15 protein-coding genes are annotated in these 13,633 nt (G+C 47.4%); all 15 read left to right on the forward strand.

Translation table 11 applies throughout. The annotated features are described in order from the left end of the window. The first annotated feature begins 68 nt into the window (after positions 1–68). Positions 69–683: a stage V sporulation protein AA gene (locus tag ACM6JA_RS14060; RefSeq protein ID WP_414852769.1), complete on the forward strand. Its 615-nt coding sequence runs from the start codon at positions 69–71 to the stop codon at positions 681–683. After that, positions 680–1,099 carry a stage V sporulation protein AB gene (locus ACM6JA_RS14065; protein WP_414852770.1) on the forward strand — a complete coding sequence of 140 codons (420 nt, stop codon included), beginning with the start codon at positions 680–682 and terminating at the stop codon, positions 1,097–1,099. The genes ACM6JA_RS14060 and ACM6JA_RS14065 overlap by 4 nt, the downstream gene beginning before the upstream one ends. An 80-nt stretch (positions 1,100–1,179) precedes the next feature. Beyond that, positions 1,180–1,665 carry a stage V sporulation protein AC gene (spoVAC, locus tag ACM6JA_RS14070; RefSeq protein ID WP_414852771.1) on the forward strand — a complete coding sequence of 162 codons (486 nt, stop codon included), beginning with the start codon at positions 1,180–1,182 and terminating at the stop codon, positions 1,663–1,665. 13 nt (positions 1,666–1,678) lie between these two features. Next, positions 1,679–2,704, forward strand: coding sequence for a stage V sporulation protein AD (spoVAD, locus tag ACM6JA_RS14075; RefSeq protein ID WP_414852772.1), 1,026 nt, complete (start codon positions 1,679–1,681; stop codon positions 2,702–2,704). Next, the gene (gene spoVAE, locus ACM6JA_RS14080) at positions 2,704–3,054 is read left to right on the forward strand and encodes a stage V sporulation protein AE (RefSeq protein WP_137029388.1); all 351 of its coding nucleotides are present in this window, start codon (positions 2,704–2,706) and stop codon (positions 3,052–3,054) included. The genes spoVAD and spoVAE overlap by 1 nt, the downstream gene beginning before the upstream one ends. A gap of 29 nt (positions 3,055–3,083) precedes the next feature. Then, a complete protein-coding gene (locus ACM6JA_RS14085) occupies positions 3,084–3,698 on the forward strand; it encodes a stage V sporulation protein AE (RefSeq protein ID WP_414852773.1) in 615 nt (204 codons plus the stop codon). After that, the gene (locus tag ACM6JA_RS14090) at positions 3,652–5,121 is read left to right on the forward strand and encodes a spore germination protein (RefSeq protein ID WP_414852774.1); all 1,470 of its coding nucleotides are present in this window, start codon (positions 3,652–3,654) and stop codon (positions 5,119–5,121) included. Before ACM6JA_RS14085 ends, ACM6JA_RS14090 begins: the two co-directional genes overlap by 47 nt. Positions 5,122–5,300: 179 nt before the next feature. Next, positions 5,301–6,623 carry a diaminopimelate decarboxylase gene (lysA, locus tag ACM6JA_RS14095; RefSeq protein WP_414852775.1) on the forward strand — a complete coding sequence of 441 codons (1,323 nt, stop codon included), beginning with the start codon at positions 5,301–5,303 and terminating at the stop codon, positions 6,621–6,623. Between the two features lie 124 nt (positions 6,624–6,747). Further along, positions 6,748–9,021 carry a GGDEF domain-containing protein gene (locus tag ACM6JA_RS14100; protein ID WP_414852776.1) on the forward strand — a complete coding sequence of 758 codons (2,274 nt, stop codon included), beginning with the start codon at positions 6,748–6,750 and terminating at the stop codon, positions 9,019–9,021. A 68-nt stretch (positions 9,022–9,089) separates the two neighbouring features. Beyond that, a complete protein-coding gene (locus tag ACM6JA_RS14105) occupies positions 9,090–9,518 on the forward strand; it encodes a peptidylprolyl isomerase (protein WP_414852777.1) in 429 nt (142 codons plus the stop codon). 183 nt (positions 9,519–9,701) lie between these two features. After that, positions 9,702–10,370 (forward strand): site-2 protease family protein, encoded by a 669-nt coding sequence (locus tag ACM6JA_RS14110; protein ID WP_414852778.1) that lies wholly within the window; start codon positions 9,702–9,704, stop codon positions 10,368–10,370. 19 nt (positions 10,371–10,389) lie between these two features. Further along, positions 10,390–11,154, forward strand: a complete 765-nt coding sequence (locus ACM6JA_RS14115; RefSeq protein ID WP_414852779.1) for a segregation/condensation protein A — start codon at positions 10,390–10,392, stop codon at positions 11,152–11,154. After that, positions 11,144–11,728, forward strand: coding sequence for an SMC-Scp complex subunit ScpB (gene scpB / locus ACM6JA_RS14120; RefSeq protein WP_414852780.1), 585 nt, complete (start codon positions 11,144–11,146; stop codon positions 11,726–11,728). Before ACM6JA_RS14115 ends, scpB begins: the two co-directional genes overlap by 11 nt. Positions 11,729–11,872: 144 nt before the next feature. Beyond that, positions 11,873–13,042 (forward strand): D-alanyl-D-alanine carboxypeptidase family protein, encoded by a 1,170-nt coding sequence (locus ACM6JA_RS14125; RefSeq protein WP_414852781.1) that lies wholly within the window; start codon positions 11,873–11,875, stop codon positions 13,040–13,042. Continuing rightward, entirely contained in the window at positions 13,035–13,625 is a 591-nt protein-coding gene (locus ACM6JA_RS14130; RefSeq protein ID WP_007724061.1) for a nucleoside recognition domain-containing protein, read from the forward strand. Before ACM6JA_RS14125 ends, ACM6JA_RS14130 begins: the two co-directional genes overlap by 8 nt. Positions 13,626–13,633: the final 8 nt, after the last annotated feature.

Consider the following 13,633-nt stretch of genomic DNA (forward strand, 5'->3'; position numbering starts at 1 on the left):
TTGCATGGGTTTTGTGGCTCGGCACATACTAGCGAATAATCAGGATGTGATGGAAGGGGGAAGGTAGCATGAAAGACGCGTTGTTTCTGCGCCTGAGAAAGCGATTGGCCGTACAGCCACAAGCCATGATTATGCTTGGGGACATTTGCCAGCTTTACTGGGATGGAGAGCGCGAGGAAGCGTTAAAGCGGATGCCCATTTACCAGACAAAGCCAACAGATGGCAATTTGATCATTATCGATATTATGCAGGTGATTAAAAGGCTGCGCTCTGTCTATCCTGACGTGGAATTGGACGTCCAGGGTGCTCCCCAAATCATAGTGGAAGTACTCAATCCACGAAAGAAATCGAACCCGATTTTGGTGGCGATGGTGTGGATTCTGTTGTTCATTGGCTCAGGCTTGGCGATCATGAATTTCCATACTGATGTCAGCATGATGCAGGTTCACGAACGAATCTACTATTTGATTACAGGTGAAAAAAGCCATCAGCCTTTGTGGTTGCAAATCCCTTACTCCATCGGAATCGGCTTGGGGATGATTCTGTTTTTCAATCATATCTTCCAGAAAAAAATCAACGAAGAACCTAGTCCGCTAGAAGTGGAATTGTTTATGTATCAGCAAAACCTGGATCAATACTACATACAAAATGAAAACAAGGAAAACCAACGGACGAAGAAATGAGCGTCATCAAATGCTTGTTGCTTATGTTGATCGGGTTAGGTGGAGGTCTTGCAGTTGGGAGCGGGCTGGTCGCGTTTATTACCGTTCTGGACATCATTCCGAGGTTGACACAATTAACGAATGCTCATCGATATATCCGCTCGCTGGAATGGGCTTTGGTAACAGGGGCGCTTTTTTTTACGTTCATTGATTTTTTTCAATGGGGTGCTCATTTGCCCGATATCGTTTCTTCGATTTACGGGATATTTGCAGGAATATTTGTGGGGACACTCGCCGCAGGCTTAACTGAGGTACTGAATGTCTTCCCGATATTAGCGAAGCGAATCCACATGGATGGCAGTCTTCTCTTTCTGTTGATGGCAGTGGTTTTGGGAAAAGTGACAGGTTCCTTACTACAATGGCTGCTCCATCTGTGAAATGGTAAATACCACTATTCATAGGCATCTTTAGAAAAAGGAAGGATATAGGAAGAAAGCTTATAAAGGAGTGAAAGGGCATGGCAACCAAAACAAAATCCAAAAATCCCAGATCGATGCAGATGACCAAACAACTGTATCAACAGCAGGCATCCAAGTTCCAGCCCAAACGAAATGTTCTGCTGAACTCGTTTCGTGCTTTCTGGGTAGGAGGGACCATATGTTTATTGGGTCAAGCCATTCAAAATATGTATATTACCTTTTTCGGATTTACGGAGAAAACGGCAAGCAATCCGACCGTTGCGACGCTCATCTTTCTATCCGTTTTGCTGACAGGGTTAGGTGTGTATGACAATATCGGGCAGTATGCCGGAGCAGGATCAGCTGTGCCTGTTACAGGCTTTGCCAACTCAATCGCTTCTGCTGCCATCGAACATCGGAGCGAAGGGTATGTGCTCGGCGTTGGGGGAAATATGTTTAAGCTGGCTGGTTCGGTCATTGTATTTGGGGTTGTTGCTGCTTTCATTGCTGGAATTTTAAAGAGCTTGATCAACATGTTTTTCTAAGGGAGGGCTGGCGGTGTCAAATAATCAACCAGTGAAACGAGTCAATCGGCAAACCTGGCACTTCGATCAAAATGTTCGCTTGCAAAGCTCGGCAGTAGCTGTGGGACCAAAAGAAGGAGAAGGGCCGCTGGCACACTTGTTTGATAAGATCCACGATGATATGTATGCAGGCCAACAGACGTGGGAAGACGCCGAACGCCAGTTGATGGAGGATGCAGTCAACACCTTGCTGCAAAAGGCGGGGATCACTGGCAAAGATGTGGATATCATTCTCGCCGGTGACCTGTTGAATCAGAACATCACCACCAATTTTGCAGCAGAAAAAGTGGCGATTCCGCTTTTGGGCATGTACGGAGCATGTTCTACCTCGATGCTGACTCTGGCAAATGCGGCGGCTTTGGTAAACGCAGGCTATGCGAACAGAGCGATTGCTGCTTGCAGTAGCCACAATGCCACAGCGGAAAGGCAGTATCGTTATCCCACGGAATATGGAGGCCAGAAGCCGCCAAGCGCCCAGTGGACAGTGACAGGAGCCGGCGCTGGATTGGTCGGGATAGGGGGAAATGGTCCGCGCATTACGTATGCGACGATGGGAAAAGTAGTGGATATGGGGATTAAAGACCCGTTTGACATGGGGACGGCTATGGCTCCAGCAGCAGCTTCGACGATCCAGACGCATTTTCAAGATACGGGGCGCTCCCCACAAGCCTATGATTTGATCGTGACTGGTGACCTGGCAGCTGTCGGATTTCCGATTCTAAAAGAGCTCATGTTGACAGAAGGATACGATATGGATCACGTCTACAATGATTGCGGGTTAATGATTTACTCCCCCGATCAGGATGTATTTGCAGGCGGGAGCGGTTGTGCCAGCAGTGCAGTGGTCACGTATAGCTACATTTTGGATCAACTCAACCGTGGGTTACTGAAAAACGTGTTGGTCTGTGCCACGGGAGCCCTTTTAAGCCCGGTAAGCTATCAGCAGGGCAATTCGATACCGTGCATCGCCCATGCGGTTGCACTGGAAGGAGGAAAATGATGGAGTACCTGATTGCTTTTGTCGTAGGGGGATTAGTTTGTGTAGTAGGTCAGCTCCTTCTGGATGTTGGCAAGCTAACGCCTGCTCATGTCATGAGTACGCTGGTCGTGGCAGGAGTTTTTCTCGATTTTATAGGCGTGTATGACAAGTTTATTGATTTCGCAGGCGCAGGAGCCACTGTACCGATTACGAGCTTCGGTCATTCTTTGTACCACGGAGCTATCGGCGAGGCTGAGCAACATGGGTTGATCGGTGTGGCAACGGGGATTTTTGAGGTCACGAGTGCGGGTATATCGGCTGCGATTGCATTCGGATTTTTTGCCTCACTCATCTTTAAACCCAAAGGGTAAGTACAGGCAGTAAAAGGCGGTGACCCAGCATGGACACAGTACGTCGGAAAGTCATCTTGGTGACAGACGGAGATCATATTGCCCAAAAAGTTATCGAGAATGTCGCTAAGCAATTTGGTGGTCGATGTATATCACTGTCTGCCGGGAATCCGACTCCATTACGAGGCAATCAGATGGTCGAACTCATTAAAATGACACCATATGATCCTGTCATCGTCATGTTCGATGACAACGGAGATTACGGCAAGGGTAGAGGGGAACGAGCACTCGAATACGTGGTGAAGCATCCTGATATCGAAGTAATCGGTGCGATTGCAGTAGCCTCAAATACACAATGGGTCAAGGGTGCGACGGTCGCTTATTCCGTAAACAACCAAGGACAAATTGTAGACGAAGCGGTGGACAAGGACGGGTACGCAGACGAGCAACTTCAGCATCATATTTATGGAGATACCGTAGACATCTTGAATTCCCTGCATGTACCAAATGTTATCGGCATTGGAGATATAGGCAAAATGGAAGGCAGGGATAGTTTGCAAAACGGTTGTCCCATCACAACTAGAGCGGTGCAATGGATAATGGAAAGGAGCGGCGCTCATGGCACAGGTCACGGAAAAACGGCATCCCATCTCGACTTATCTTGAAGAGAATCAGAAGTATTTGAACGACAGACTCGGTGTTGGTAAGAGCTTTGATATTGGGGTCCATGATTTTTATGTGGGTCATACACGGATGTTGTTGTATTACATAAACGGCTTCGCGGAAAGTATACTGATTTCGCAGATCATGCGTGAACTGAACGATGTACGTGAGCGGGATATGGCTGACAACGCTTTCGACCATTTGTTTCACAAATTCATCCCTTTCTACCAACTGAGCAAGGTAGAAACGACTGACGAGTTTATGGATAAATTGCTCGTCGGTCAAGTAGGACTGATCATTGACCGATCTCCTCACGCCATTATCCTCGATGCCAAAATCCTGCCGAATCGCACACCGCAGGAGCCAGATACGGAGAGAATCGTTCGCGGAGCGCATGACGGCTTTACAGAAGTACTCGTAACCAATACGGTTCTTACCCGCCGAAGAATACGTGATGAACGGCTCCGATTTGAAATCATGCAGATTGGGGAACGCACCAAGACAGACGTTGCGGTTGCCTACTTGCATGATGTAGCGAATGAAGAGCTGGTCCAAACGTTAAAAGAGCGGCTACAAAACATCCAGATTGACGGGATACCGATGGCGGAAAAAACCGTCGAAGAATTTATCATTGGAAAAACGTTGAATCCCTTCCCTCTGGTGCGATATACAGAGCGACCCGATGTGGCTGCTGTGCATCTATTGGAAGGTCACGTACTGATTTATGTGGATACTTCGCCGAGTGTCATGATCACACCCGCCACTTATTTTCATCATGTACAGCATGCGGAGGAGTATCGACAAACACCGGTAATCGGTGCTTATCTGCGCTGGGTTCGTTTTTTGGGAATCTTTGCTTCGGTTTTTGTTTTGCCGATCTGGTTGCTCTTGGTCATGCACCCTTCCATGATACCGGAGCCGCTTCATTTCCTAGGGATCAAAAAGATGGGGAGCATTCCTATTTTGGCACAATTCGTGATCGCTGAGGTCGGTCTGGACTTGATGCGGATGGCCGCCATTCATACGCCAGCGCCGCTCTCGATTGCCGTAGGTTTATTGGCCGCGATTCTGGTCGGAGATGTGGCCATCAAGGTAGGACTCCTTGCACCAGAGGTTATCTTGTATTTGGCAGTGGCGGCAATCGGGATGTATGCGACTCCCAGTTATGAGTTGAGCTTGGCCAATCGACTGATTCGCTTGTTTCTGATTCTCATGGTGGGCTTTTTCTCCACACCGGGACTGATGATCGGACTTACGCTTATCCTGATTTTCTTGGCTTCCACCCGTTCGCTGAATACGCCTTACTTATGGCCGTTCATTCCATTCAACTACAAAGGGATGAAGGATATTGTGGTACGGCTGGCTGTGCCAAGCAAAAACAACAGGCCGAGTATCGTTCGCTCGCAAAATTCCTCTCGGCAATAATATTCTGAAAACGGATGACTTCACCCATTGTCAAACGCACAACCTTGTAGTAAATTGTAGGGAAGCCTTACGAACAAAAGTTTCTGTATGGCAACTGACGCTCCTCGTTGGTTGCCTTTCTTTATAAAAGATTGTCTATATACATCATCGGTGCGAATGAATTGGGGAGGAAACGAAACATGTACTTACACGGGACAAGTCGAGTGAATGAACAAGGAAACTTGGAAATCGGAGGCTGTGATACGACACATCTAGCTACTACTTACGGAACACCTTTATATGTGTATGACGAACAACAAATTCGCACCAAATGCCGGGAATTTGTCAATGCGTTTCACAATACGGGTTTTTCTTTCCAGGTTGCTTACGCAAGCAAAGCTTTTTGCACGATGGCGATGTGCAAGTTGATTGAAGAGGAAGGCTTGTCACTCGATGTAGTATCTGGCGGCGAATTGTATACGGCTCTGCAAGCTGGATTTCCCGTTGAACGTATCCATTTCCATGGCAACAACAAATCTCATGATGAGTTAATCATGGCGCTGGATGCCAAAATTGGCTGTTTCGTTGTGGACAACTTTTATGAGCTGCACATCTTGGCGCAATTGGCCGAAGAGCGGAACGAAAAGGTCTCCGTTCTATTGCGTGTCACACCGGGTGTAGAAGCTCATACGCATGAATACATTTCTACAGGGCAGATCGACTCCAAGTTTGGCTTTGACGTGCAAAACGGCCAGGCTCTTGAGGCGATTCAATTCTCTCACGAAAGCAATCATCTCCATTTATTGGGAGTTCATAGCCATATTGGTTCACAAATATTTGAAACAGAAGGCTTCCTCGTCGCTGTCAAACGATTGACAGAACTGTTGGGCGAAGCAAAAGGAAAGCTTGGATTCCTGCCAGAAGTACTGAATGTAGGAGGCGGCTTCGGTATTCGGTATGTAGAAGGCGATACACCGCAGCCAGCGGAAACGTATATCAAAGCCATTACCGATATCGTTCGCCAAGAGCTCACAGCGCTGGAGATTCCTCTACCTGAGATTTGGATCGAGCCAGGTCGGAGCATTGTAGGGGATGCAGGGACAACCTTGTACCGAATTGGATCGCAAAAGAACATTCCAAATGTCCGGAAATATATTGCGGTCGATGGTGGCATGACAGACAATCTGCGACCAGCTTTGTACGATGCAGAATATGAAGCAGCGATTGCGAACAAAATGAATGCACCTGTCACAGAAGTTGTTTCCATTGCAGGGAAGTGCTGTGAGTCAGGTGATATGCTCATCTGGGATGTGAAGCTGCCAGAAGCACAGGCGGGCGATATTCTTGCAGTTCCAAGCACGGGTGCCTATGGATATTCGATGGCGAACAACTACAATCGGATCGCTCGTCCTGCTGTTGTATTTGTCAAGGACGGAGAAGCAGAAGTGGTCGTACGACGCGAAACGTACGCAGAAGTAGTCGGTCACGATGTTTTGCCAAAACGCGCGCAGCTAATGCGCTAAACTTCATAAAAAATGAACAAACCTTCCCGATCGTTTGGGAAGGTTTTGTATTTCCTTCATCTCCCATTCATGATTGCTTAATGTTTTCTCGGCATAATGAAAGGGTGAGGGGGAGCGATTCATCATGTTGTCGACTCTTATGAAGCGGTTTCGACGAATACCCTACATTTCATTGGACAAACGCCAATGGATGAAGGCGATGATTCGGCAAGAAGTGGAGAGAGAGAAGAAAGTCGTCATGTTTTATATAGATATCGTCAAGCTGACAGAGGTAGAGCATCGCTATGGCGATACGAGTGCCAAGAGAGTTCTTCATATATTTGAAAGCATTTTGCCAGCTGTAGCTCGTCAAGCATTCGAAATCAAAGGGAGAATCATCGCGATTCAAAAGCTGTGGGGAGATGATTTTGCGATCTACACTTCCTTTTCGAAAACGATGAGTGAGGAAGACTGTCAAATGCTATCGATTCATTTTCAGGAGCTGGCTGAACGACAGTTAAATCGACAAGTGAGCTTCGTCAATCGCGAGGAGCTTCGCGTCCATATCGGCTATGCGGAAATCATCGGAGAAGATATCGTGAAAGAGATGTATACCTCTGTCAAACATGCTGTACATATGGCCAAATATGGGATTACTTCCGAAAAACATACCCACATCAGACAATTTCACAAGCTGCTTGCAGAAGAAAACGTCCAGATGCATTTCATGCCGATCATTCATTTGCCAAATGGCGAAGCTTTGGGATGGGAGGCATTGGCGCGAGGACCGGTCAACAGTCTCTTTGCAACTCCTGTTGCCTTGTTCAATTATGCACAAGAGACGGATACCGTGTTTCGATTGGAGCATATATGTCGCAAACGGGCATTGGAGCATATCCGCTATCTGAAGCCTCATGAAAAACTATTTATCAATTTGGACCCACGTGCGATTGACGATCCGTTTCTGTTGCGTGGCAAAGTGCAGATGCTATTGGCAGAATATGAGCTGACGCCACAAAACATTGTTTTTGAAATTACAGAGCGCCACGCGATTACGAATTACGCTGCCTTTCGAAAAATCATTGAGGAGTACCGCAAGCAGGGCTATATGATTGCTGTAGATGATGCGGGAGCAGGGTATTCCAGCTTGGAATCGATTACAGAAATCTATCCAGATTTTATTAAGCTCGATATGTCATTGATCCGCAATATCGATGTCGATCCGATTAAGCAGGCGTTGTTAGAGACGTTTGTGTCCTTTGCTGACAAGGTGAACTGTAAAATCATTGCAGAAGGGATCGAGACGGAGCGTGAGCTGGAAACGCTCATGGACGTCGGTGTCATCTATGGACAGGGTTACTATTTAGGCAAGCCGGATAAAGGGATGGCGCAGCTAAGTGGAACGGCTATGAACTTTCTGCGATTTACAATGGAAAGGCGGAGTGAGCAAGAAGCAGAGCCAATGCTGCCTACTCCGGCTATGACGGAAATTTTGGCGAAGACAATCAGTGTTGAAAAGCACGTGAAAGTAAGACGCATCCATGAGATTTTCGAACAAAATCAGCGGATTGAAAGCGTGGTAGTGCTGGAGAACAGCATACCAGTTGGACTTGTCATGCGGTTTTCTCTGTATCAAATTCTCGGTGGTCAATACGGAATCGCGCTGTATTATGAAAGGCCCGTTTCTCAAATCATGAATACCAACCCGCTCAAAGCTACCAAAGATGACAAGTTGGATGAGGTAGCGAAGCGGGCGATGGCCAGAGATGCTTATCATTTGTATGATGTGGTCATTATTATTGATGAGAATGGCGAGTACATCGGTATCGTTACCGTGCAGAAGCTGTTGGACAAAATGGCCTCCATTAAACTCGAGATGGCGAGCTCTGCCAATCCGCTGACAGGATTGCCGGGGAATGTGCAGATTGAAAGGGAATTGAATCAACGGCTGAAACGCATTGATCATCAGGTGGTCATCTACTGTGATCTCGACCGTTTCAAATGGTTTAACGACCGCTACGGGTTTGAAGTGGGTGATCAGATTATCGTTCGAACGGCGAACTTGTTGCGGGAAGCCTCGAAATGGTACGGAAGCGGGTCGGACTTCATTGGGCATATTGGCGGAGATGATTTTATCCTGATTACGACAGCACAATGTGCGAATGATGTGGTCTTGTTTATCATGGATGCTTTTACGCCGTACTTTTCGGACATTTATGAGAAGCGCAGAATGGGGGACGGTCAGGAGCTCTCGATGTCGATGGCAGGTGTCGTCTTATATGCAGGGAAGTACACCAGTGCGGAACAAGTTGCAGAGAAGGCAGCGTACGTGAAAATGGTGGCAAAGGCGAAGGTGGGAACTGTTTTTATTACCGACTGTGAGTTGCCTGGCGAAGAGCAGATCCGCGTCGAGGGATAAATTGGACGTCAATCGTTCTCCATGGTAGAATGGGTACGTTAACTTTACAAGGTATGGAGGTTCTACATATGAAAAAAGCGCACATCACCATGGAAAATGGTAACCAAATCGAGCTGGAGCTGTTTGATCAAGAAGCTCCGGGCACAGTAGCAAACTTTGAGAAATTGGCTAACGAAGGCTTCTACAACGGTCTGTCCTTCCACCGTGTTATCCCTGGCTTCGTAGCACAAGGCGGATGCCCTTACGGAACAGGTACAGGCGGCCCTGGTTACACAATCAAATGTGAAACAAAAGGAAACCCACACAAGCATCTGCGCGGTTACCTGTCCATGGCACACGCAGGAAAAGACACAGGCGGAAGCCAATTCTTCATCTTGTATGATGCTTTCCCTCACCTCGATGGCGTACATACAGTATTTGGTCGCGTCACTTCCGGTCTGGAACACATTGATGCAATCAAGCAAGGCGATAAAATGGGTACAGTAAAAGTAGGCTAATAAAAGTTTTACGAACACCGATGAGGGAAACCTTGTCGGTGTTTTTTCGTCAGGATGCATGCTGGGTCAAGCTGGAATGGGGTTGTAAGCCTATCTATCTGCTGGTATGCTAGAAGATAGACGATTTTTATCAGGGGTTGTTCAAAAAGATGACTTTTTGAACGCGTATGATTGGAGGAAGCAATGGATCTTTTTCATTTTGATTGGAAAACGGTACCGTTTCGCTTGATCGCGTTCGTTATCGCTTTCACTTTGCATGAATGGGCGCATGCCTTTGTCGCTTGGAAGCTGGGTGACAATACGGCGAAATCGGAGGGCCGCTTAACTTTAAATCCAATCCCGCATATTGATCCGTTTGGTTTGATTCTCATTCTGTTTGGTCCATTTGGGTGGGCGAAACCAGTGCCGATCAATCCTCTTCATTTTCGCGGGAACAAGCGTTTAGGAATTGTGTATGTATCGGTAGCAGGACCGATCATTAACTTTATTTTGTCGATCTTGTTTTATATCGGGTACATACTGGTTCAATATTCGGGAGTCTTGGCAGGGATGAATGAAAAAGCAGTCTTTGCCATTGAGACAACGCTTGAATTTAGTATTATCATCAATGCGGCACTCTTCGTCTTTAACCTTTTGCCGATCCCACCATTGGATGGCTACAAAATATTGCGCTTCTTGTCTCCGCGCAGTTGGGATGCGAAATACTATCATTATGAGGTTTACGGACCGTGGATCTTGCTCTTGCTGATTTTCATTCCAGGTGTCAGCTCTACCATTTTCGGGATTCCACTTGCTATTGTAAGCACCTGGATTCAACAGATTGCAGTGAACATATTAAGCGTGTTCATCTAACGGAAACGAGGGACGACTTTTGGCTTACAGCATCAAACTTGATTCCTTTGAGGGACCACTCGATCTGTTGCTCCATCTGATCGACAAGGCTGAGGTAGACATCTACGACATACCGATAGCGGAAATTACGGAGCAATACCTCGCGACGATTGACAAGATGCAAGAGCTCCAACTGGATGTGGCCAGTGAGTTCGTAGTCATGGCGGCTACGCTCCTCTCTATTAAAAGCAAGATGCTGTTACCCAAAAAGGAGGAGCATGTCTTTCAGCAGTTCCTCGATATGGATGTAGACGAGATAGACCCGCGTGAAGAACTGATTGCGCGTCTGTTGGAGTACAAACGCTATAAAATGCTTGCTGAGAACTTGCGAGAAATGGAAATCGGTCGTAATCAAGTTTTTACGCGTCCCGCAGAAAATTTATCTCCTTATGCGCGTGAAGAAGATCATACCGTAACGAATGTGACCCTCTACGATTTGATCAACGCGCTGGAAAAGCTGGTAAAGAAAACGAAAGAAAAAGAACCGATGACCAAGGTGTCGCGCGACGAAATCTCCATCAAGGATCGAATGACGGAGATACGCCAAGTGGTACGTGGTGGTGGGACGGTTCGGTTTTCTGAGTTGTTTACCCAAGGGGCGACGCGTACAGAGATTGTGACGACCTTTCTCGCTTTGCTTGAGCTCATGAAGGCTAAGCACATTACGTGTGTACAAAATCAATTGTTTCAAGACATCATCATATGTGAAAACGGAACGGAAGGAGCCCACACTGATGGACTATGACGAGCTGAAAGGCGTAATCGAGGGCTTGCTGTTCATCTCGGGTGATGAAGGAATCGATGCCAAAGAAATCAGTGAAATCACTGAGGTGTCGGAAGAAGAGGTCATCGATTTGATCGAAGACATGAAAGCTGACTTCCGCCGGGCAGGACGCGGTATTCAAATCGTGGAAGTGGCAAAAGCGTATCAGCTGACCACTCTGCCCGAGCATGTGCCCTATTTTGAACGGCTAGCAACATCGCCAGGTCAGTCAACACTATCCCAAGCAGCTTTGGAGACTCTTGCCATTGTTGCGTACAAGCAGCCCCTGACCCGTTCGGAGATTGAAGAAATCCGTGGCGTTAAATGCGAAAAAGCACTGAACACCCTCTTATCCAAACACCTCATTCGCGAAGCGGGGAGAGCAGAGGGGATCGGACGTCCCATTTTGTACGCGACCACCAAAGAATTTTTGGAGCATTTTGGATTACGGGAACTGGGGGATTTGCCAGAACCGCCAGTCAATCTTGATATCGAAGAAGCGCGATTGGAAGCATTAGCGCTATTCGGAAAAGCAGAAGAACCGACAAACGACTAGTTACAGTCCGGACAGTTTTTCGTACTATCATACGACTCGTCCCCATATACTATGGTACAAACCTGTGTATCGTGGTATAACGACGGCTTTTCTCTTGCCCAATAAGCAAGGATGAGCCCAAGTTTTCAAATGGGGAGGACATTTATGAGCATACGAAAATATCTGTCCGGCGTACTCGTCGTTTTTCTTTTTATACAGATGGCTCTTACGCCGGCAGTGATGGTAAAAGCTGCTGCTTCTCCACCTAGCTTGTCAGCTGAAGGTGCAGCATTAATCGATGTAGAGAGTGGGCGGATTCTTTATTCCAAAAACGGTACGAAAAAAATGAGGATCGCGAGTCTGACAAAAACGATGACAGCAATCGTAGCGATCGAAATGGGCAAATTGGATGCACAGGTAACAGTACCACCACAAGCGGTTGGTGTAGAAGGCTCATCGATCTACTTGAAAAATGGGGAGAAGCTCACGCTTGAAGAACTGCTGTACGGCTTGATGCTGCGATCTGGCAATGACGCAGCCGTCACCATCGCAACACACATCGGAGGGTCAGTGCCTGGATTCACTTATTTAATGAATGAAAAGGCTGCGATGATTGGAATGGAGCATACGAATTTCACCAATCCGCATGGTTTAGATGACAGTAACCAGCATTACTCCACCGCAGAAGATATGGCAAAGCTGTCCGCCTACGCCTTACATAATCCCGTGTTTCGTCAAATCGTCTCAACGAAAGTCAAGGATATTTCATGGGAAGGCGAGCAGTGGGACCGGCGTCTATTGAACAAAAACAAGATGCTTCACCTATACAACGGTGCTGACGGTGTGAAAACGGGATACACCAAACTCGCGAAGCGCTGCCTGGCTTCCTCTGCCACACGGGATGGAAGACAGCTGGCAACGATCACTCTAAATGCTTCTGATGACTGGAACGACTCCGCCAAGCTGATGGACTGGGGCTTTGCGAATTATCCGCTACAAGAGCTGGTCAAGAAAGGGCAGGAGGTAAAGCCTGACACGCCAGTCACACTCGAAGCAGGAATTCATCTTGTCACAACAAACGCTTTTCAATATCCATTGCAAACGGCAGAGGCAGAGGGGATTCACAAACGCGTCGTTATGGGAGAATCAACGGTTACAGCGAAGATGAAAGGTCAACTGGCAGGGTTTCTTCAACTCTATTTAAAGGAGAAGCTGATTGGTCAGGTTCCGTTGCTAGTTAGTGTGGATGTGCCGACTTTAGCAGCTCCGCAAGCTTCACGCTCCATGTGGCAGCCATTTTGGGACATAGTGTCAGGGGGGCTGTGGAGTGCTTAATGTCATCTGGCTCGGTCTCATTGTCATTAGCATTGTCGTTGCGGCCATGACGGGGCGGATGGAAGCGATTAACGCAGCAGCGTTTGAGGGAGCTAAGACGGGAGTAACCGTTTGTCTCGGTCTTCTCAGTGTTCTCGCTTTTTGGATGGGAATGATGCGGATTGCAGAAAAGTCAGGACTTCTTGAGCTATTGGCGCGGGTATTGTCACCGATCATTCAAATCCTGTTTCCCGATGTACCAAAAGGGCACCCTGCTATGGGATATATCCTCTCAAATATGAGCGCAAACCTGCTTGGGCTGGGTAATGCAGCAACTCCAATGGGGCTGAAAGCCATGGAAGAGCTCCAAAAGCTAAATCCAGACAAGCAAAACGCTTCGGCTGCCATGTGTACGCTGCTGGCGATCAATACGGCGAGCATTACGATTATTCCTACGACGATGATCGCGATCCGCATGCAGTATGGCTCCGTGAATCCGGTAGAAATCGTAGGTACTACGCTGTTATCTTCCTTTGCTGCCACCATTGTCGCCCTGTTGATTGATCGCATGTATCGTTATCGGCATATACGAAGACACAGATAGGGGGAGTC

Origin of the sequence: Brevibacillus sp. IT-7CA2 (assembly GCF_949767855.1) — a bacterium.
Classification (GTDB): domain Bacteria; phylum Bacillota; class Bacilli; order Brevibacillales; family Brevibacillaceae; genus Brevibacillus.

Coding starts and splice junctions, on each gene's coding strand:
- ACM6JA_RS14110 (WP_414852778.1), top strand. CDS start 9,702: ATGGATCTTTTTCATTTTGATTGGAAAACGGTACCGTTTCGCTTGATC.
- ACM6JA_RS14100 (WP_414852776.1), top strand. CDS start 6,748: ATGTTGTCGACTCTTATGAAGCGGTTTCGACGAATACCCTACATTTCA.
- ACM6JA_RS14090 (WP_414852774.1), top strand. CDS start 3,652: ATGGCACAGGTCACGGAAAAACGGCATCCCATCTCGACTTATCTTGAA.
- ACM6JA_RS14085 (WP_414852773.1), top strand. CDS start 3,084: ATGGACACAGTACGTCGGAAAGTCATCTTGGTGACAGACGGAGATCAT.
- scpB (WP_414852780.1), top strand. CDS start 11,144: ATGGACTATGACGAGCTGAAAGGCGTAATCGAGGGCTTGCTGTTCATC.
- ACM6JA_RS14105 (WP_414852777.1), top strand. CDS start 9,090: ATGAAAAAAGCGCACATCACCATGGAAAATGGTAACCAAATCGAGCTG.
- lysA (WP_414852775.1), top strand. CDS start 5,301: ATGTACTTACACGGGACAAGTCGAGTGAATGAACAAGGAAACTTGGAA.
- spoVAC (WP_414852771.1), top strand. CDS start 1,180: ATGGCAACCAAAACAAAATCCAAAAATCCCAGATCGATGCAGATGACC.
- spoVAE (WP_137029388.1), top strand. CDS start 2,704: ATGGAGTACCTGATTGCTTTTGTCGTAGGGGGATTAGTTTGTGTAGTA.
- ACM6JA_RS14060 (WP_414852769.1), top strand. CDS start 69: ATGAAAGACGCGTTGTTTCTGCGCCTGAGAAAGCGATTGGCCGTACAG.
- ACM6JA_RS14065 (WP_414852770.1), top strand. CDS start 680: ATGAGCGTCATCAAATGCTTGTTGCTTATGTTGATCGGGTTAGGTGGA.
- ACM6JA_RS14125 (WP_414852781.1), top strand. CDS start 11,873: ATGAGCATACGAAAATATCTGTCCGGCGTACTCGTCGTTTTTCTTTTT.